The organism is Nocardiopsis sp. B62 (assembly GCF_018070675.1).
Taxonomy (GTDB): Bacteria; Actinomycetota; Actinomycetes; order Streptosporangiales; family Streptosporangiaceae; genus Nocardiopsis; species Nocardiopsis prasina.
In genome coordinates this window covers 21,539-40,957 of sequence record NZ_JAGPXK010000011.1, presented here as the reverse complement: position 1 = coordinate 40,957, position 19,419 = coordinate 21,539, and the positions used below count along the sequence as shown (strand labels likewise).

General features: G+C 71.7%; 15 protein-coding genes. 4 read left to right on the top strand and 11 right to left on the bottom strand.

The window, feature by feature from the left end:
• Positions 1-5 precede the first annotated feature (5 nt).
• The 8 genes from KBX21_RS13970 to eccD all read right to left on the bottom strand — a co-directional run bounded on the left by KBX21_RS13970 (position 6) and on the right by eccD (position 8,135).
• A complete protein-coding gene (locus KBX21_RS13970) occupies positions 6-362 on the bottom strand; it encodes a hypothetical protein (RefSeq protein ID WP_017544370.1) in 357 nt (118 codons plus the stop codon).
• An 87-nt stretch (positions 363-449) separates the two neighbouring features.
• Positions 450-755, bottom strand: coding sequence for a YbaB/EbfC family nucleoid-associated protein (locus tag KBX21_RS13965; protein WP_282104548.1), 306 nt, complete (start codon positions 753-755; stop codon positions 450-452).
• Complete coding sequence (locus KBX21_RS26940) at positions 676-3,849, bottom strand: hypothetical protein (RefSeq protein ID WP_282104545.1); 3,174 nt, start codon at positions 3,847-3,849, stop codon at positions 676-678. Before KBX21_RS26940 ends, KBX21_RS13965 begins: the two co-directional genes overlap by 80 nt.
• Positions 3,850-3,934: 85 nt before the next feature.
• The gene (locus tag KBX21_RS13945) at positions 3,935-4,393 is read right to left on the bottom strand and encodes a hypothetical protein (RefSeq protein ID WP_049578889.1); all 459 of its coding nucleotides are present in this window, start codon (positions 4,391-4,393) and stop codon (positions 3,935-3,937) included.
• Between the two features lie 131 nt (positions 4,394-4,524).
• On the bottom strand, positions 4,525-4,827 hold the full coding sequence (locus KBX21_RS13940) for a WXG100 family type VII secretion target (RefSeq protein WP_110050567.1): 303 nt from the start codon (positions 4,825-4,827) through the stop codon (positions 4,525-4,527).
• 78 nt (positions 4,828-4,905) lie between these two features.
• A complete protein-coding gene (locus tag KBX21_RS13935) occupies positions 4,906-5,235 on the bottom strand; it encodes a WXG100 family type VII secretion target (RefSeq protein ID WP_110050566.1) in 330 nt (109 codons plus the stop codon).
• 25 nt (positions 5,236-5,260) lie between these two features.
• Positions 5,261-6,712, bottom strand: a complete 1,452-nt coding sequence (eccB, locus tag KBX21_RS13930; protein ID WP_210842160.1) for a type VII secretion protein EccB — start codon at positions 6,710-6,712, stop codon at positions 5,261-5,263.
• Between the two features lie 25 nt (positions 6,713-6,737).
• Positions 6,738-8,135, bottom strand: a complete 1,398-nt coding sequence (gene eccD, locus KBX21_RS13925) for a type VII secretion integral membrane protein EccD (protein ID WP_210842159.1) — start codon at positions 8,133-8,135, stop codon at positions 6,738-6,740.
• A gap of 367 nt (positions 8,136-8,502) precedes the next feature.
• On the opposite strand from eccD, the gene eccCa reads away from it, so the two are divergent.
• On the top strand, positions 8,503-12,453 hold the full coding sequence (gene eccCa / locus KBX21_RS13920; protein ID WP_210842226.1) for a type VII secretion protein EccCa: 3,951 nt from the start codon (positions 8,503-8,505) through the stop codon (positions 12,451-12,453).
• A gap of 73 nt (positions 12,454-12,526) precedes the next feature.
• Positions 12,527-13,705 (top strand): S8 family serine peptidase, encoded by a 1,179-nt coding sequence (locus KBX21_RS13915; protein ID WP_210842158.1) that lies wholly within the window; start codon positions 12,527-12,529, stop codon positions 13,703-13,705.
• A 213-nt stretch (positions 13,706-13,918) separates the two neighbouring features.
• Here KBX21_RS13915 and KBX21_RS13910 read toward each other — a convergent pair whose 3' ends face one another.
• Together KBX21_RS13910 and KBX21_RS13905 are read right to left on the bottom strand one after the other, a co-directional pair.
• Entirely contained in the window at positions 13,919-14,785 is an 867-nt protein-coding gene (locus tag KBX21_RS13910; RefSeq protein WP_017544360.1) for an NAD(P)H-binding protein, read from the bottom strand.
• Positions 14,782-14,928, bottom strand: coding sequence for a hypothetical protein (locus tag KBX21_RS13905; protein ID WP_160167876.1), 147 nt, complete (start codon positions 14,926-14,928; stop codon positions 14,782-14,784). The genes KBX21_RS13910 and KBX21_RS13905 overlap by 4 nt, the downstream gene beginning before the upstream one ends.
• A 129-nt stretch (positions 14,929-15,057) precedes the next feature.
• Between KBX21_RS13905 and KBX21_RS13900 the strand changes: the two genes are divergently transcribed.
• The gene (locus tag KBX21_RS13900) at positions 15,058-15,906 is read left to right on the top strand and encodes a helix-turn-helix transcriptional regulator (protein ID WP_049578910.1); all 849 of its coding nucleotides are present in this window, start codon (positions 15,058-15,060) and stop codon (positions 15,904-15,906) included.
• A gap of 235 nt (positions 15,907-16,141) precedes the next feature.
• A complete protein-coding gene (locus tag KBX21_RS13895; protein ID WP_049578904.1) occupies positions 16,142-17,290 on the top strand; it encodes a glycerol dehydrogenase in 1,149 nt (382 codons plus the stop codon).
• A 48-nt stretch (positions 17,291-17,338) separates the two neighbouring features.
• Here the strand turns inward: KBX21_RS13895 and KBX21_RS13890 are convergent, their stop codons facing one another.
• On the bottom strand, positions 17,339-19,309 hold the full coding sequence (locus tag KBX21_RS13890; RefSeq protein ID WP_210842157.1) for a M3 family metallopeptidase: 1,971 nt from the start codon (positions 19,307-19,309) through the stop codon (positions 17,339-17,341).
• Positions 19,310-19,419 lie beyond the last annotated feature (110 nt).

Below are 19,419 nucleotides of genomic sequence, written 5' to 3'. Positions count from 1 at the left end.
GGGGGTCAGTGCCTCCCGCTGGTACCACCGGTACCGCCCTGGATCCCGCCCAGGCGCGTCGCGGTGTCGATGCCGTACTGCTCGGAGCGGCCGAACTGCTTCGCCGTGTCGATGGTGGCCTCGGCGGTGTCCTCGAACGCCGTACCGAGTGTCTTCAGGAAGACCGCGAACTCGTCGCGCGCCGGGAGGTAGTTGGACTCGAACGACTTGGCGACGGCGTCGCCCTCACCCCAGCACTCGCCCAGGGCGTCGGCCGAGGTGGTGTACCACTGGTCGATCGCCCGCACCTCGGCGGCGAGCTGGTGGATCTCGGCCCCGTCCCTGGCTACTGCCTCAGGGTCGATCGAGATGCGTTCCGACATGTTCCCCTCCTTGCTCGTCCTGTCCCGTCTCCGTCGTCGTGGCCCGGAGCGGGGAAGGCACGTCCCTCCCCCGCTCCCGGCCGTCCGTCACTTGGGCGCCCGCACGTTGCCCAGACCCAGTTCCTCCAGCAGCGCGGTGGGGTCGCCCGCCACCGCCTGCTCACGTGCCGCCGAGTCGCCCGGCACCAGTGCGCCCATGGCCGTGGAGACCTGCTGGGCCACGTCCCGCCGGGCTCGTTCGACGACCTCGATGATCGCGGCGGCGAGTTCGGCGGGGGCCATCATCCGGTACTTCTCGGTGTGGAACCGCATCTCAGCGATCTCGCCTCTCGCGTTCACCGTCACGCTGAGCATCCGGTCCTTGGACGCCGCTTCGGCGGTAACCGACTCCAGGTTTGCGCTTGCCTCCGCCAGCCGCTCCTGGCTCTGGCGAAGTTGTTCGAGTGACCTCTCCATCTGACCCTGCAGGGACATGTCCAACGCTGCTCACTCCCTTGTCTTTTCGTGTTCCGGGGCGTCCGAGTGAGGCGGGGCCGCCCCGTGCGGTGGTGCCCCACACCTTCTCGTCCTCCGAGAGCCACGTGGTGCGGCTGCGTTCCTGGCCGCCGCCACCGCCGCCGCCACCGGCACCGCCCATCCCGCCCGGAGGCATCATGGGCATGCCGGGGGTGCCAGGGGTGCCGGGCGTTCCGGGGGTGCCAGGGCCTCCGCCCGTGGCGGATCCGTCCGTTCCCTGGCCCCCGCCGTAGCCGCCGAACGGGCTGGTCCCGCCCGGACCGTTGCCCCGGCCGCCTCCGCCGCCGTCACCGTTGCCGCCCACGGAGCCGGAGTCCGAGCGGGGGGTCATGCCACCGCCCGAGCTGCCCGGACCGGAGCCGGACGAGGAGTTCACGTCGCCGGGCCCACCGATGCCGCCGATACCGCCGGGGCTGGGGAATCCGCTGCCGCTCCCCGAGCCGGAGCCCGAACCGGGGCCGGACGAGGAACTCAGGTCACCGGGCCCACCGATGCCACCGGGCGACGGGTAGCCGCTGCCTCCGCCGCCTCCGGAACCGCCGAGGACGGGGGGACCGGGGATCTCGGGGCGGTTCGAGCCGCCGCCGATCTCGCCGGAACCACCCGGGATGGGCGAGCCGGACCCGTTGCCACTGCCACCAGACCCGCCCATGATCGGCGCGTCCGGAAGCCCAGGCCGATCCGCGTTACCCGGACCACCCAGATCACCCACACCACCCGGAATGGGGGAACCCGATCCGTTGCCACTGCCACCAGACCCGCCCATGATCGGCGCGTCCGGAAGCCCGGGCCGATCCGCGTTACCCGGACCACCCAGATCACCCACACCACCCGGAATGGGCGAGCCGGACCCGTTGCCACTGCCACCGGAACCGCCCGAAGACAGGTCCAGGTCACCCTCGGTGGATACGCGACCCGGAGGCGGCGGCACGCTGCCGCCCCCCGCGCCACCCGTGGAGGAGGAGAGGTCGAGGTCCCCGAAGCCGCCGCTTGGCGGTCCCCCGGTAGAGGAGGACGGGTCACCGCTGCCACCGTCGGAACGCGAGCCGTCGGGGTTCAGGATGCTCCCGTCGGGAAGCCGAATGCTGCCGTCGGAGAGCCGGGCGCTCCCCTCCGGGAGCGGCGTACTCCCCTCGGGGATCTGCCCGCTGCCGTCCGGGGGCCGCGTGCTGCCGTCTGGGTTCACGACGGTGCCGTCCGGGAGACGTGTGCTCCCGTCGGGGAGCAGCGTGCTGCCGTCGGGGAGCGGGGTCCCCTGCTCCCGACGACCCGTGTTGTTCGGGCCGCCGCCGGTACCGCCGCCGCCCATACCCCCCATTCCCGGGGCCACCGGCGGCGGGAAGAACCCGCCCGGGCCTCCGCCGGACGAGGAGGGGTCGCCTCCGATCCCGTCGAACGACCCTCCGGACCCGGGACCGCCCAAGCCCTGCCCCGGACCGTCGAGGCCCCCCGAACCGGAGGAGATCGGCGGACCGCTGGGGCCGTTCAATCCCGGGGCGTCCGGGGGACCGCCGAACTCACCCGAGCCACCTGGCACGGGTCCTCCACCGCCCTCGGGCACGGGCCCGCCACCACCGGAGCCGGGACCACCACCGCCCTCGGGCACGGGTCCCCCATCATTGGGGATATCCGATCCGCCGCTGTTGGGTCCCTGGCCGTTCAGGTAGTCGTTGACGATCTCGTCGATGGTGCGGCCGTCGCCCAGAGGCCCGTTTCCACCACCACCGCCGCCACCGGCTCCGTCCCCATCTCCGGTACCGTCTCCACCGTCACCGCCGCCGCCCTCGCCGCTGCCGCCGTTGAGGTACTCGTCGATGATGTCCTGGATGGAGCGGCCGTCACCGTCACCACCGCCACCATCGCCGTCACCGCCGCCGCCCTCGCCGCTGCCGCCGTTGAGGTACTCGTCGATGATGTCCTGGATGGAGCGGCCGTCACCGTCGCCGCCGCCCTCACCACCGCCACCTCCACCCCCGCCACCGCCGCCGGGCGGGGTGACCGCGACGGGGACGAAGGGCAGGATTTCGGAGGAGGAGGTGCTGTAGGTCGAGGAGACCGTGGAAATACCCTCCGTGGCCGCCTTGCGCAGGTCGGCCAGGTTGTCCCACCAGCGTTCCTTGATCTCCTTCTCAAAGGTCTCCCAGGTGGCCTTCTCATCGGTCCGCATGCCGCGGATCTTGATGATGCCGTCCTCCCAGGTGACCTTGTCCCGCTGCTCCTCCCACCAGTTACGGATGGTTGTGCGGGGACTGCGATCGGAACTGTCCTGCCACGTGTTGAAGGCACTGATCACCGCTTGGAGGTAGGTGGGGTTGGAGGCGAGGCGCGCCGAGTTCACCGCGTCGACGGCGGGGTCGACGTAAGTAGCGATGTTCTGGAACTCAAGGGCCAGCTTTCTCAGGTACCCACGCAGAGCCTCGGCTCCCGCACCCTCGAACTTCTCGTTGCCCGGCTTCATATCCTCGGCCAGGGCCCACATCTCGTCGTAGCGGGCAGTCGCGAAGTCGCGGAAGTCGCCGAGGTCGGTCTCAATCCGGCTGAGGACACCGCTGTTGAAGGAGCTGGTGCCCACACCGGAGGTGGAGGCGGCGTTGAGGATGTCGCGCATCCGGTCGATGAAATTGCCCCACACCGTGCCGTCGGTTTCCTTGACGGCCTCATTGATGTGGATGCCCGAGTAGACCGCGAAACCCCACTCGTACCCGCCGAGCAGTTCCGCGTCGGAGGACCGGCTGTCGAAACCGAACCACTCGTCCGCGCTCTTGGGGTTGTTGACGTTCCAGAAGAACTCCTTGATCCAGCTGGTGTCATGCACCGCCTGGGCGGAGCCCATGGGAGGGGCCGATCCCTTGTCGTCTTTGTCGGCGAAGACGTTGATGGCGTGTGCCATCTCTTCGCTCCCGACGGCGCCACCGGACTCGGGGACCGCGGGATCGGTCCCCTCCTTCTCTGGAAGGTCCTCGTCAGCCATGCAAGTTCCTCAGGGCGGGTTCGTGGGGCGGAGGGGTAGTGGCCCAGGCGGCCGGTGCGCTCACCCGGACGGCGTCAGTCGGAGGTCAGGACGACTCGGGGGTCTCGTTGGGTGTGTCGTTGGGGCCGTTGCCGCCGCCGTTACCGCCACCACCTCCACCCCCGCCCGTGGGCGTGGGCGCACCGTTGGAGATGATCTGGCTGACCTGGGTGGCGTCCAGCTCCGCGTCGGACTCCAACTCCTCGTAGGTGATCGCGCTGTTGCGAATCCCGGCCGACATCCCGACCAGACGGGTCTCCAGGTCGGTGACCAGGGTGGTGAACTGCGTCAGCACGGCTCCGACCTCCTTGGAGAGCTCGCCGGCATTGGGGAGGAGGGCGGGGTTGCCGAAGGGCACGTTGGGTGCGGACGCGCCCTCACCGCCGGGGTAGTGCGTGGACGCCCGGGTCTTCATCTTCGAGACCTTCTCCCGAAGCGGATCGACATGCGCCGTCTGCAACGTCTTGAGGTAGTCCAGCGTGACCTTGGTCTTTTCCTCTGACACGTCCTGCCCCGTCCTCTCCTGTCCAGCTCTTCCTCAAGCCGCGGTGCGGCCTCGTCCGGCGTGGTGCGGTGTTCCCTCGACCGCGGCGTGGACCGACCGGCCGTGGCCGCGGCCGCGGCCGAGGGATTCGATCAGCGGCGGGCGTTCCAGTTGCCGGCTTCCTGGAGGTCGCCGCGGCGGTAGCGCTCGGTGATGTCGCCCAGGGAGACCTGGGCGTGGCCCAGCAGCGCGCGCATGTCGGCGACGTTGCGCCGCCAGGACAGGAGCCGCTGGTCGTACTGCTCGGAGGCCTCACCGATCCAGTCGGACTTGACGGCCTGGACCTTGGCGTCCAGCTCGTTGATGGCCTGCTCGATGATGTCGGTCTGCCTACGCAGGTCGATGCCCGCGTCGTCAGCACCGCTGTACTTGATCTCGAATCCGTCCATGGACATGGCTCCGGTTTCTCTCGGTGGTGCGCCCCCGGTCGTGGAGGCGTACGGATCGGGTCGGTCAGATCAGGTCAGGTCAGGTCAGCGAGCGACGTCGCCCTGGTTCGGGTTGAGCTGGGTGATCCAGTTGGCGGACAGCATGTTCTCGTCCTCCATGGCGTGGAAGTTGCGCTCGGTGCCGCCGAGGATGCCGATCATGTCGTTCATGTCGTTGGTGATCAGGCGCAGCTCTTCGAGCCACTTGACCAGCGCGGTGTCGTACTGGGTGGCCGCGCCGCCCTGCCAGTTGCCGCCGAGCAGGTCCCGCACGCCGTCCACGCTGGTGTAGACGCCGTTGCACGTGGTGTGGGCCGTCTCCATGGCGTCGCGGCCGGTCCGCATGGCCTGGTCGGTACTGCGCATCATCGACATGGGAGTCTCCTGGTTCTGTTGGGCGTCAGTCGGAAAGGCACCGGGGTTCTCCCGGTTCCGCGAGAGCGCCGACGGGTTCCGCGGCGGCCTGCGGGGTCAGGTCGGGCCCGGTGGGCAGCAGGTCCAACAGGGCGGTGGACACGGCGGAGGCCCCGCCGGGCGCGTATCCGAGCGTGTCGGCGTCCTGGGCTTCGGGCACCGGGTACTTGGCCCCGGTGTCGGTGACCAGGAAGTACGAGCCGCGCAGCGCCGCCCCTCCCGCAGGGGCCGCCCTGACCAGTCCGCCCTCCCCCGACGGGATGTCGATGAGGTCGGGTGCCGTGCAGGCGGCGGTACTGCCAGCCGGGGGCCGCGCGGCCCGCCCGCCGATGTCCGCCGGGGAGGTGAGCGCGAGCGCCAGCGCGCCGTCCCCCTGGTCGATGACGCACAGCGCCGCGCCCTGGGGGTCGGTCAGCTGCGGCGGGACGGCGGGCAGGCCGTCTCCGGTCACCGGATCCTCGCCCGACAGGTGCGCGCGCAGCTCGTTGACGGTGAGTTCGACCGGTGTGGGGTCGCCGCCCCCGTAGGCCTCCTCCGCCGTGAGCGGATGCCCCAGGAGCAGACGGGCGTGGGTGGCGTCGGTGGGGGTCAGGCCGTCCTGGGTGAGCACGTAGAACTGCTCGGGGCCGCCCTCCGTGGCCGGGACCGTGAAGACCTGCCCCACGCGGGTGTCCGCGCCGCTGAGACGCGGCCCCTCCTCGCCGCGGCCGTCGATGTCGAGTGCCGCGAGCCTCGGCCCGGCGGGAACGCCGTCCAGCACCGCCGCGGCCACGGGGTGGGGCACCGCGGTGCCGTACCCGAGGGACTCCAGAGCGCCGTTCTCCTCGTCGATGGCCAGGCGGTTGCCCTTCCACAGCAGGTGGCTCTCACCGCCGGGGCCCCGGACCAGGACACCCTCGTCCTCTGCGACCGGTGAGCCGAACGGGGACCGGCCCAGGGTGAGCGAGGTCAGGGTCTCGACGCCGTCGCCGGTGTTGACGGTGGTGGCGCACACCTGCCAGACCATGGAGCCCTCGGCTTCCGTGGGGGGAAGCCCGTCGGGGGCGCCCGCGATGCCGATGGAGGCTCCGACGGGGGTGCCCTCCAGCGAGTCCGCGGCGACCTGGACCGGTTTGGAGTTCGCGGTCAGCAGCACGGCCGACGCCTGGTTGGACACCGGCCAGAGGACGCCGTCGGAGTAGACGTAGCGGCCCGCGCCGCCCTTGACGGCGACGAGCGTTCCCTCGTGGCGCCAGGAGGTGGCGCCGCCGGGGAAGATCAGACCGAAGATGAGGAAGCCCACGCACAGCAGCACCGCGAGGATCAGCCCGATGAAGGTGCCGTTGCGGGTGCGCCGCAGGGGTGCCTCGACGGCGTCCGGGTCGGCGGCGGCCATGGCCGTGGAGAGTCGGCGCACCATGAACGAGTGCGCCTGTACCTGGTCGCGACGGGTCTGCATCAGACCACCCGCCTTCCGCTACGCGTCATCCGCCGATCCCCCTCAGCAGCGCCAGCAGCCCCAGGTTTCCGGGAATCAGGCACACCAGGACGATCGCGGCGAGGCTCTGGATGAGTTCCCCCGCGCGCCCCCAGTGCGGGATGGGACGGTTGCCCGGCACGGACCAGGCGGCGAGGAGCAGACCGAGCGCCGCGACCAGCAGCAGCCCGAACAGGACCATGCGGGCGGTGTCCCCGCCCAGGAGTCCGCCGCCGACCGCCAGGGCCACCAGCCCGTACACACCGGCGCCCAGCAGGCACACCCGGTGCCACACACCGCTGAGCCCGCGCGACTGGAGCAGCAGGATCAGCGCGACGCAGACGCCCGCCGTGGAGGCCAGGCCGCCGGGGTGGGCGGCCAGCACGGTCATCGAGGCCGCGCAGACCACGGCGACGACGGCCAGCAGGCCACCGAGGTAGTGGTCCGCGCGCTGGCTGCGGGTGCGGACGTCGCGGGCCGGGTGGGGGTCGATGTACTCGCCGAGCTGGCTGACCCCGTCGGGCAGCGGAGGCAGGCGCATCCCCGCCAGGCGGAAGGCCAGGGCCGGGGCGAACGAACAGAGCAGCAGCACCAGGGCGGCGGCCGAGACGGCCACCCCCGGCGGCGGGGCGCTGTCCCAGAACATGAGCAGGGCACCGGCGGCGGCGGTGAACAGGGCCGTGCCGATGATGGCCGTGAAGAACGGCAGGCAGGCGGCGACGGCGGCGATCGCCAGGACGGCGGCGCCGGTCGCCGTGGACGCTCCCGAGAGCATCCGCGCTCCGGTGAGGGCGTTGCTGGGGTCGCCGCCCGGGAGCGTGGCCCCGGCGAACGCCATGAACAGCACGGCGGCGCCGCCCGTGACGGCGGCCGCGATGGGCGCGTCGAAGGCGCGGGCGGCCGCCCCGGCGGCGAGCAGCAGGAGCAGCCCCGTCGCGGCGGCGGTGGCGCCCGCGATCCAGGTGGGGCCGAGCAGCGTCAGCAGGCCGAGGGCACCGGCGAAGCCCACGGCGGCGGTGCCGGTCAGAGCCCGCCTGGAGACCCGTGGCCCCCACCCGTCGGAGCGCTCCGACAGGGTGTCGGCCAGCCCGTCGACGAGGTCGTCGAAGTGGATCTCCGGCATCTGGTCGGCGCGTTCGCGCAGGTACAGGGTCTCGCCGTCGGTGAGGCCGAGCGTCTCGACGGTCTCGGACTCGTCGAGCGGGGGTGAGCCCAGACGTTGGAGCACCCACCCTCCGTGCTCGAGGCCGCTCTCGTCGAGGTCCTCGTGCTCGTTCTCGGCGTAGAGCAGGAACGTGGGCAGCAGCTCGGCCAGCGGCAGGTCGCACGGAACGGCGATCTCGAAGGAGGCGTTGGGCGCGCGCACGACCAGGCGGCAGAGATCGGCGGAGACGACGTCCGACATCGGTCCTCCTCGCTGGACGACAGTGGCTGGGTCGGTTTACGGGTGTGGGATAAAGACACCCGTGGAGGGGGAGAAGGCCGGGTTGCGCCATTCCTCGGCGGAACACCCGGGGGCAGGGGTACGGCGCACCCGAACTGGAAATGCTGAGCTAGACTAGCATCACTTCCGGAATTCCGGTCATGACGTTTCGGAAAACTCTGCCCCGGGGATACCGTTGCTCATTTGAGCGCCCCAGCCCCCTCACCCGGAGACCGAATCCGGCTCTAGGGTTCCCCCATCCGAGCCCGTCGGAATTGCCCCCGGTCGGTCCGCCCGCCGCCCCTGTCACAAATGGCACCTGACCAGGGGAAAGAGAAGGGATACGCTGATCAGCACCATCCTCGTCCGCAGGCCGGCGCGTCGACCCGGCCCCGAGCCGCCCGACGGCGAGCTCTCCCTCCAGGAACCCCCGGTCCTCCCTGAGCAGGAGAACAGCATCTCGGGGGTCTTCATGTACCTCCCGATGGCGCTGAGCTCGCTCGCGATGGTGATGATGTTCATCCGCCCCGGAGGGGGCGGTGCCCTGGGCACGGCCATGCCCTTCATCGCGGGCGGCATGATGCTCGTCGGCGCGGTGGCGATGGTGGGCGGCCAGATCCTGCGCGTACGGATCGAGCGCAGCCGACGACTCTCCGGTGACCGTCGCGACTACCTGCGTTATCTCGGCCAGATGCGCGGCCGGGTGCGGGGCGTCGTGGTGGCCCAGCGCGAGGCGCGGGCGTGGAACGGCCCCGACCCGGAGGCACTGTGGTCGCTGGTGCGCACGAGCAGGCTCTGGGAGCGCCGCGGGGCGCACGACGACTTCGCCGAGATCCGCATCGCCGTGGGCGAGCAGCCGCTCCAGACGCGCATCGCCCCGTTGTCGACCAAGCCGGTGGAGGACCTGGAGCCGCTCAGCGCGCACGCGCTGCGCCGTTTCATCAACGCCTACGCCACCGTCGCGGACTTGCCGGTCTCGCTTTATCTACGGGGATTCGCGCATCTGGGTCTTCGCGGCGACGCGGAATCCAGCCGTGCAATGGTGCGCGCACTCGTGGGTCAGGTCACAGTTTTTCACGCGCCGGATGAATTGCGTGTTGTCGGCTGTGTGAACGATGAGCGAATGGCCGACTGGGAATGGATGAAATGGCTTCCGCATTGCATGCACCCGACGGAGCGCGACGGCGCGGGCCCGGTCCGGCTGATCGCCTCCGACGCCATTGAGCTGGAAAGACTCGTCGGTCCCGCGCTGGCGGACCGGCCGCCCTTCGACCCTCAGGCGGCGCCCGGTCGTGACGAGCCGTTCACGGTCATCATCGTCGACGGCGGAACCGTGCCGCAAGGGTCGAGATTGCTCAGCGGCGGCTTTCGCAACGCGATCGTGATCGAAGTGGGCACCGAGCGCATGTGGGACGGAGCGCCTCACACACTCTCACTACGGGTCGAAAAGGATTCCGTGGAGATGAGTGAGCTGGACCGTACCGGACGCGAGTCCTTCTCCCACCTCGGACGACCCGACTCCCTGGACCTGCACCGGGCCCGTTCGCTGGCCCGCATGATGGCCCCCTACCGGGTGAGCGTCGCCGCCGACGTCGTGGAGCCGCTCACCACCGACTTCGACCTCACCACCCTGCTGGGCATCCCGAACCTGCACACCTGGGACGCCGCCCGCGAGTGGGAGCGGGAGCGCCCGGAGAGCCGACTGCGGGTGCCCATCGGCATCGCGGCCTCGGGTGCGCCCCTGGAGCTGGACCTCAAGGAGTCGGCGCTCGGCGGGATGGGCCCGCACGGGATGCTGATCGGCGCCACCGGTTCCGGCAAGAGCGAGCTGCTGCGCACGCTCGTGCTGTCGCTCGCGCTGACCCACTCCTCCGAGAAGCTCAACTTCGTCCTGGTGGACTTCAAGGGCGGCGCCACCTTCATCGGCCTGGACAAACTGACCCACACCTCGGCGCTGATCACCAACCTGGCCGACGAGACCTCCCTCGTGGAGCGCATGCAGGACGCCCTGCACGGCGAGCTGATCCGCCGCCAGGAGCTCCTGCGCTCGGCGGGCAACTTCAGCTCGGTGCACGAGTACGAGAAGGGCCGCCGGAGCGACCCGACCATGGAGCCCATGCCCACGCTCTTCGTGATCGTGGACGAGTTCAGCGAGCTGCTCGCCGCGCACCGGGACTTCATGGAGCTGTTCGTGATGATCGGGCGCCTGGGCCGAAGCCTGGGCGTGCACCTGCTGCTGGCCTCCCAGCGGCTGGACGAGGGCCGCATGCACCAGTTGGAGAGCCACCTCTCCTACCGGATCGCGCTGCGCACGTTCTCGGCCATGGAGAGCCGGGGCGTGCTCGGTGTGGCCGACGCCCACCAGCTCCCTCCCGCACCGGGTTCGGGTTACCTCAAGTCCGACACCGAGGAGCTCACCCGGTTCAAGGCCGCCTACGTGTCCGGGCCCTACCGCGCCAAGCGGCGTGCGGCGCGGGCGTCGACCGCCGCTCGTGAGATCACCCCCTTCCTGCCCGGGTACGTGGCCGGTCCCCCCGTCTCCGCCGTGGAACCCGAGCCGGAACCGGTGCAGGAGTCGGACACCAGCCTGCTGGAGACGGCCCTGGAGGCGGTGCGGGACGTCGGTCCGCCCGCGCGACAGGTGTGGCTGCCGCCCCTGGACCAGGCCCCCACCGTGGCGGAGATGCTGCGGTCGGAGGGCGCGACCTCACTGCCCGCATGGGGAACCGACCCGGTGCTGACCGTGCCGGTGGGTCTGGTGGACCGCCCCTTCGAGCAGCTGCGCACCCCGCTCACCGCCGACCTGCGCGGCGCGGGCGGGCACACGGCCGTCATCGGTGGTCCGCAGAGCGGCAAGAGCACCCTCCTGGTCTCGCTGATCAGCGCGCTGGCGCTGACCAACACCCCGGAGCAGGTGCAGTTCTACATCCTGGACTTCGGTGGCGGCACACTGCGCGGTGTGGCGGACCTGCCGCACGTGGGCGGTATCTGCGGGCGCATGGACCTGGAGCGGGTCACGCGCACCGTCGCGGAGATGACGGCGCTGCTGGGGCGCCGTGAGCAGTTCTTCGCCGAACACGGCATCGACTCGATCGGCGCCTACCGGCGTCGGCGGGCGGCCGGGGAGTTCGCCGACCAGCCCTACGGGGACGTGTTCCTGGTCATCGACGGCTGGGCGACGGTCCGCGCGGACATGATCGACATGATCGCCGAAATCACCCAGATCGCCCAGCGCGGCCTCAACTACGGCATCCACCTGATCGTGGCCTCCCCGCGCTGGGCCGACGTGCAGTCCAGCCTGCGCGACCTGCTGGTCACCCGGTTCGAGCTCCGGCTCGGTGACGCGGTGGACTCGGCGATCAACATGCGCCAGGCCGAGAAGGTCCCCCGGATTCCCGGGCGGGGTCTGACCGCCGAGTACAAGCACTTCCTGTCGGCACTGCCGCACCTGGAGGAGGGACCCGAGGCGTCGGTGGCCGACGTGGTGGCCGCCGTCAAGCAGCGGTGGGACGGCCCGTCCGCTCCCCAGGTGCGGCTGCTGCCCCTGTCTCTTCCGGCGTCGGACCTGCCTCCCCCCGAGGACGGCCCGAAGATCGCGCTGGGTCTGGAGGAGCGTCGTCTGGAGCCGCTGTGGCACGACTTCTCGGTGCTGCCGCACATGCTGGTGGTCGGGGACAACGAGAGCGGCAAGACCAACCTGCTGCGTCTGGTCACCCGCACCATCCGGGAGCGGTACAGCTCCACGGAGGCGCGTGTGGTCGTGGTGGACCCCCGACGCGGCCTGTTCAACGCGATCCCCGAGGAGCAGCGTCTCGGCTACGCGGTGACCGGCGAGAGCGCACGCGAGATGATGATGGCGGCGGCGCAGGCGCTCAAGCCCCGGTTGCCCGGCCCGGAGGTCACTCCGGAGCAGCTGCGCGAGCGCTCGTGGTGGACCGGCCCCGAGCTGTTCGTGGTCATCGACGACTACGACCTGCTGAGTTCCGCGGGCGGCGGCGGGCCGCTGTCCCCGCTCATGGAGATGCTGCCGCACGGCGCCGACATCGGGTTCCACCTGATCCTGGCGCGCGGTGCCGGTGGTTTCAGCCGTGCCATGGGCGAACCGGCGCTGCGGATGCTCATCGACGCGAACACGCCCAGCATGGTGCTCTCCTGCCCGCCCTCCGAGGGTGTGCTGTTCGGATCGCTGCGACCGCAGCGCCTGCCCCCGGGCCGTGCCCTGCGCTTCGACCGCCGCGACCCGGTCAAGGTGCAGCTGGCGCTGGACCCGGAGACAGAGGAGGCGGCCGCCCGCGACTGACGGGTGTCCGGCAACGAGGAAGCGGCCGCCCCGCTGGACGGGGCGGCCGGAGGTGAGAGGAACGGGAGGCCCCGTGTCGAACGGAGCGGAACGGAAGCGGCTTCGGTTCGGGGCCGGGGTGTGCCTGACGGGCGCGCTGTTCCTGGTGGCGGTCGCGCCCGCGGCGGCGGACGAGGTCCCGCCCGCGCTGCCGCAGGTGGCGCCCGAACTGGACGGGGACGCGTGTGCGCCCTCCTCCGAGGAGACGGTGAGCCAGGAGCTCTGGACCGAGAACGCCCTGGGGCTCCCCCGCGCCCGGTCCACCTCCTCGGGGGCCGGGATCACCGTGGCCGTCGTGGGCAGCGGGGTCGACGACTCGTCGGCCGCCCTCGAGGGGGCGGTGGACGGGGCCGGTGAGGACTGCACCGGGTTCGGGACGTTCCTGGCCGGGGTGGTCGCGGCGCGACCCCAGCAGGGCAGCGGGCTCATCGGGGTGGCGCCCGAGGCCGGCGTGCTGGCGGTCCCGGTCACCGACGACTGGGGCGGCGCGAACGCGGACGCGCTCGCCGAGGGCATCACCGACGCCGTCTCAGAGGGAGCGGACGTCGTCCTGGTGGGTGTGGCCATCCCCTTGGGCAGCTCCGCGCTCGAAGCGGCGGTGGACACCGCCGTCGAGGAGGACGTCCTGGTGGTGGCGCCGTCGACGGCCATGGTCGGGCGGGACGCCTACGCGGCCGTTCCGGCGACCCGCGGTGAGGTGTTGGGGGTGACGGCGACCGGCACGGAGGGCGCTCCGCTGATGCCGCCGCCCGCCACGGCGGACGGCCGGATCTCGACACCCGACCTCAGCGCGCCCGGCCAGTCCGTTTTGAGCCTGGCCCCCGGCGGTGACGGGCACGCCGTCGCCGAGGGGGACGCGGTCGCGGCGGCGTTCGTGGCCGGGGTGGCCGCGCTGGTGCGCGCGCAGCACCCGGAGCTGAGCGCCGCGCAGACCTCCGAGCGCCTGGTGATGTCGGCCTATCCGGACGCCGGTGCCGCGTTCGGCACGGGGTTCCTCGACCCGGTGGGCGCCCTGACCAGGTCCATGGGCCCGCGTTCGGGTGACGGGGCCGAGGCCGAGGAGTTCGCGCTGAACCTGCCCGCCGAACCGCAGCGCGGCCTCGTCATGGCCGTGGTCGGCGCGACCGCGCTGCTGGTGTTGATCTGTTCGGTCGGAGCCGCCGCCGTCCGTCGCCGCAAGGCCAAGGCCGAGGCGGCCGCAGCCACCGCCTGAGCCCCTCAGCGCGCTCGTGCGACGGGCCCCACCGGAACTTCCGGGTGGGGCCCTTCGCGTTCAGGGGCGGAGCGGGCCGAAACTCCCCCTCCAGCGCGTCGGGGGTGAACTCGCCCGTTCCCACGCGCCGAAAGTGCGGCCCATTCCCTGTTCAGCTTCTTGCAGTCCGCCCTGAAGCGGGGAGGGTAGCGCCTCCCCCTGCCGGTCCGCCCTTCAGTGCTCAAACCCTCCGTTCCCACCCAGCCCGATTCGGTGCTCCCGGACGAAGGCGTCGAAGCTGCGGGGCGGGCGCCCGGTCAGATCCAACACCGCTGTGCTGACCTGGTCGTGCAGGCCGCGTCTGATGCCGTCCTCGACAGCGGCGACGGCGGCGGCGAACTCGGAGGGCATGCCCGCGGCCCGGTAGGCGAAGGCCTGCTCCTCGGTCCCGACCGTCACCACCCGGACCGTCCGACCGGTGCGGGCGGTGATGATCGCCGCCGCGTCCCGGTAGCTCAGGGCCTTCGGCCCGGTGAGCAGGTAGTCACGCTGGCTGTCGGGCTCCACACCGGGATCGGCCAGCAGGGCGGAGGCGGCGGCCGCGACGTCCCTCGCGTCGATCCACCCCACCGCGCCCTCACCGGCGGCAGTGTGCACCTCACCGTGCCGCAGGATCCGCTCGCCCACCGGATGGGGGCTCAGGAAGTTCTGCATGAACCCGGAGGCCCGCAGCACGACCCCGCCCGGCCGGGCTCGTACCCGCGCGGCCATCTCCACAGCACTGGGAGCGTTCGGCAGCACGATGGCGGAGCCAAGGAGCACGACCCGGCGCACACCGAGGCGTCGCGCCTCGGCCAGGAACGGACCGACAGACAGAATCGGGTCCACGGAGTTCACCGGAGGGACGAGGAAGATCCGATCCATCCCGCGCAGGGCGGCAGGGTGGGTGGTCGGGTCCGCCCAGTCGAACCGGACCGCGTCGGGGTCGTCGGCGGACGGGTGGCGGCTGGCCACTCGGACCGGTACGCCGTTGCCGCGCAGTAGTCTCACCAGCGCGCCACCCGTCTTCCCAGTGCCGCCCGTCACCAGGACGCCGGTCATCGGACAGCTCCCCAGCGCAGCGAGGCCCCGGAGGCGGGCAGGGGCACGGCGGTGCCGTCTTTCTCCAGGTCAGCGACGTTCGTGTCCTTGATCAGCATCAGGTTCAGCGGTCGGCGCATCGTTTCCTCGGGAATTCGAGGCATGGTGTTCTCCCGTGTTCAACGGACTGTGCAGACCACACTGGACGCGGACCAGCGGTCGGGGAACGGACGGCTGATCCCCGGACCGCCAGTCCGTGGCTGGACCGACCGCCCCGTGCCACCATGACCCGGGTGAGCAAAGATGACCTGGGCGACTTCCTGCGCCGTCGGCGGGACTCGCTGCGCCCGGACCAAGTGTCGGCGGCCCACCCGCCAGGACGACGCGCCCGGCGCGCTCCGGGGCTGCGCCGCGAGGAGGTCGCCGAAGCGGCCGGCGTGTCGGTCAACTACTACGAACGCCTGGAGCAGGCCCGCGCCTCGCGCCCCTCCCCGGAGGTGCTGACGGCACTGAGTCGGGCACTGCGGCTCACCGTCGCGGAGCGTGAACACCTGGCGCGGCTGGCCGGCCAGATCCCCCTCAGCACGAACACTGATCGGGAGCCGGTGCCCGCCGACGCCCGACGGCTGTTGGAGCGGCTCGGGCCGATCCCCGCCTACCTGGTCGACCAGCGTCAGGACATCGTGGCCTGGAACGGCACGGCGGCCGTGTTGGTCACCGACTTCGGGCTGCTGCCCACCGAGGAACGCAACGTCGTCAGGCTGGCCCTTCGACTGCGGGACACCCTGTGCTCGGCGCCAGCGAGCACGGAAGGCGAGTTCATCCGGCGGTCTGCGGCCCAACTGCGTGCGGCCAGCGCCCGTCACCCCGCCGACAGTGCCCTCAGTGAGCGGGTCAACGAGTTCGCCGCGCTCAGCGCGGACTTCGCCGCCAGCTGGCGCGACCACGACGTACGCCCGCTGTCCACGCTGCGCAAGCGCCTGCACCACCCCTGGGCGGGCGAGGTGGAGCTGGAGCGCCAGATCCTGCTGTTGCCCGGCACCGAACTGCAACTGGTGATGTACACCCCGGACCCCGGCAGCCCGAGCGCCGCCGCGATCGCCCGACTCGCTGCCCGGGGCGAGGGAGTCCAGCACGTGTGACTCGACGTCGCCGTGGGCGGCCCCCCTCGTTTGCGTGGGACCCGGACCCGCGCTTTCAGCGGGGAAGGGGCTCAGCGTCCGGGGGCCTCGTGCGCGGGGCACTCGGGCCGGGTCCCCGGAACCCGGCCGGACGGGGTGAGGCAAAGAACAGGGCAACCTGCGGTGCGTGACGTTTGGGTCCCCCGTCCACCGGCCAGGCCGGGGGGAGGAACCACCAACCACAGGGGGAACTTCCATGGCCCAGAACACACCGTCCCTGCGTGTCTTCGCCTCGCCCGGTCGTTACGTCCAGGGCCGTGGCGCGATGGAGCAGCTCGGCACACTGGTCGGAAGGGTGGGAAGCAGGCCGCTGGTCCTCGCCGACGACGTCGTACGGAACCTGGTCGGCGCGACCCTGGAACGCTCCTTCGCGGAGGCCGGGATCCCGCTCACGTTCGAACGCTTCGGGGGCGTGCCCACCAGGACCGAGTCCGAGCGGGTCGGCGAGGTCATCGAATCGCAGGACCACGACGTGATCGTGGGCCTGGGCGGCGGCGCCGCGATCGACGCCGCGAAGGCAGCGGGCGCCAACGTCGGGGTCCCCTGGGTGAGCGCCGCCACGGTGGCCTCCACCGACGCGCCCACCTCCGCCCTCTCCGTGGTCTACACCGAGAAGGGCGCCTTCGAGTCCTACCGCTTCTACGACCGCAACCCCGCGCTGGTGGTGGTCGACACCCAGCTGGTGGCCCAGGCTCCCACGAGGTTCCTCGCCGCGGGCGTGGGCGACGCCCTGGCCACGTGGATCGAGGCCCGCGCCCTGCGCGGCACCGACTCCACGAACATGGTGGAGGGGCTCCCCACCCGCGCCGGGACCGCCCTGGCCCAGCTGTCGTGGGACATCCTGTGGGAGTCCGCGCTCCCCGCGCTCGACGCCGTGGACCGCGACCTGGTCACCCCCGACGTGGAGGCCGTCGTGGAGGCCACCACGCTGCTCTCCGGCCTCGGCTTCGAGTCCGGCGGCCTCGCCGCCGCGCACGCGGTGCACGACGGCCTCACGGCGGTGGACGAGACCCACCACCTCGCCCACGGCGAGAAGGTCAACATCGGCTCCCTCACCCAGCTGTTGCTGGAGGGCGCCGCCACCGCCGAGGTGGAGGAGTTCGCCGAGTTCACGGCCAGGGCCGGACTGCCCACCACGCTCACCGAGGCCGGGTTGGGCAACGCCGACGACGCGCTGCTGGACCGGGTGGTCGAGGCCGCGACGGCCCCGGAGGAGACCATCCACAACCTGCCGTTCACCCCCTCCCACCGGGACGTGCGGGACGCCCTGCGCGCGGTGGAGGGGGTCGGCCGCCGGGTACGCGAGCGCGCCGGGCTGGGCGAGCCCCGCGCACCCAAGCAGTGAGGCCGTCCCCCGCGGTCCGCCGCCGAGCGGGCCGCGGGGGGACGCTCCCTAGTTCAGGCCCTTGCGGGTGAGGAGCGGGCCCATGCCGGGCTCGCGGCCGAGGAAGTCGGTGACCGCCTCCATCGGGTCGACGCTCCCGCCCCGGGAGAGCACCTTCTCCCGGAAGCTGTCGCCGCCCGCACGGGTGAGCCCGCCGTGCTCCTTGAACCAGTCGACGCTCTCCGCGTCCAGCACCTCGCTCCACACGTAGGAGTAGTAGCCCGCGCTGTAGCCGTCGTCGGAGAAGATGTGCTGGAAGTACGTGCTCCGGTACCGGGGACGCACCAGCGGGTGCAGCACACCGGCCGCTTCCAGGGCGCGCGCCTCGAAGGCGGCGGGGTCCTCGACGGTCTCGCCGGGCGCCAGACGGTGCCAGGCCCAGTCGAGCAGCGCCGCTCCCAGGTACTCGAAGGTGCCGAACCCCTGGTTGAACTGGCTGGCGGCGGTCAGCCGCTCCACGAGCTCGGCGGGCACCGGCTCACCGGTCTCGTGGTGCCGGGCGTAGTGGGACAGGACCTCCGGCCACAGCGCCCACATCTCGTTGACCTGGGACGGGAACTCCACGAAGTCACGCGGCACGCTGGTGCCCTCGACCCGGGGGAACCGGACCGCCGACAGCAGCCCGTGCAGGGCGTGGCCGAACTCGTGGAAGGCCGTCTCCACCTCGTCGAACGTGAGCAGGGTGGGCCCGGAGACGGGCTTGGCGACGTTGAGGTTGTTGACCACCACCGGCCGCTCGTCGAGCAGGAACGACTGGTCGACCAGGTTGTGCATCCACGCGCCGCCGCGCTTGGTCGGGCGGGCGTAGGGGTCCAGCAGGAACAGGCCCAGCGCGGTGCCGTCGCCGTCGAACACCTCCCACACGCGCATGTCGGGGTGGTAGCCCTTCAGGTCCGGCCGCTCGGTGAACGTGACCCCGTAGAGCAGGGTCGCCGCGTGGAGGACGCCGTCCTCGATCACCCGGCCGAGCTCGAAGTAGGGCCGCAGCACGCTCTCGTCGAAGTCGTACCGGGCCTTGCGCACCTGCTCCGTGTAGTACGGCCAGTCCCACGGCTCGATGTCGTGACCGGCGTACTCGGCGAGCGCCTCGGCCTCCTTCTCGACGTTGCGACGGGCCGGACCGACCAGCTGGCCGAGCCGTTCCTCGACAGCCTCCACGGTCTTCGCCGTCTGGTCCGCGACCTTGTAGGCGGCGTGGTCGGAGTAGCCCAGCAGCCGGGCGCGCTCGGCGCGCAGCTCGGCCATGCGGGCGCCGATCTCCAGGTTCTCCGGGGCCCGTTCGGCGCTCAGCGTGTACAGGCGCTCGCGGGTGGCGCGGTTGGTGAGCTGGGCCAGGGCGGGCTGCACGGTGGTGTTCAGCAGCGGCAGGACGTACTCGTCGCCCTGCTTGATGGCGCCCAGGCGCGCCTCGTCCAGGCCATCGAGGTCGGAGACGTCAGTGGTGACCAGCGCGGACTCCCCGGTGGCGCGGACGACGTTGCGGGAGAACTCGGTTCCGAGCTCGGCGAGGCGCGCGTTGAGCTCGCGCAGCCGCGCCTGGTCGTCCTCACCGAGGTCGGCCCCGGCCTTGACGAAGTCGAGGCGGTACCGCTCCAGCAGCCAGGCCTCCTGCGGGTCGTCCGTGCTGACCTGCTGGATGCGTGCCCACAGGTCGCGGTTGAGGGAGATCGCGTCCCGGTGCCGGGTGGAGCGCGGCGCGATCTCCTTCTCGATCTCGCGGATGCCGTCGCTGGCGTCGGAGCCGGTCAGTGTGTGGAGGACGACCTCGACTCGCCCGAGGGTCGCGCCGGAGCGCTCCAGCGCGGCGATGGTGTTGTCGAAGGTCGCGGGCTCCGGGTCGCGGGCGATCGCGTCCACTTCGGCGAGGTGTTCGGCCACGCCCTGTTCGAAGGCGGGCAGGAAGTGCTCCTCGCGGACCGCCGCGAAGTCGGGAAGACGGTAGGGCAGTTCGCTGGGTGACAGGAACGGGTTGGCGGTCAAGGGGTGGTGCTCCTCGGTTCTTTGAGGGTGGGGCGCTCGTGCCGTTCTACCGTGCCGCCGACCACCTGTCACCCCCTTACCCAGGGGGGACGCCGCGTCACCGTTGGCGG

What these genes read in the sequence shown, in the direction of transcription:
- KBX21_RS13970 (WP_017544370.1), bottom strand. Translation starts at nt 362, where the DNA reads ATGTCGGAACGCATCTCGATCGACCCTGAGGCAGTAGCCAGGGACGGG.
- KBX21_RS26940 (WP_282104545.1), bottom strand. Translation starts at nt 3,849, where the DNA reads ATGGCTGACGAGGACCTTCCAGAGAAGGAGGGGACCGATCCCGCGGTC.
- KBX21_RS13940 (WP_110050567.1), bottom strand. Translation starts at nt 4,827, where the DNA reads ATGTCCATGGACGGATTCGAGATCAAGTACAGCGGTGCTGACGACGCG.
- KBX21_RS13935 (WP_110050566.1), bottom strand. Translation starts at nt 5,235, where the DNA reads ATGTCGATGATGCGCAGTACCGACCAGGCCATGCGGACCGGCCGCGAC.
- eccB (WP_210842160.1), bottom strand. Translation starts at nt 6,712, where the DNA reads ATGCAGACCCGTCGCGACCAGGTACAGGCGCACTCGTTCATGGTGCGC.
- eccD (WP_210842159.1), bottom strand. Translation starts at nt 8,135, where the DNA reads ATGTCGGACGTCGTCTCCGCCGATCTCTGCCGCCTGGTCGTGCGCGCG.
- KBX21_RS13910 (WP_017544360.1), bottom strand. Translation starts at nt 14,785, where the DNA reads ATGACCGGCGTCCTGGTGACGGGCGGCACTGGGAAGACGGGTGGCGCG.
- KBX21_RS13905 (WP_160167876.1), bottom strand. Translation starts at nt 14,928, where the DNA reads ATGCCTCGAATTCCCGAGGAAACGATGCGCCGACCGCTGAACCTGATG.
- KBX21_RS13895 (WP_049578904.1), top strand. Translation starts at nt 16,142, where the DNA reads ATGGCCCAGAACACACCGTCCCTGCGTGTCTTCGCCTCGCCCGGTCGT.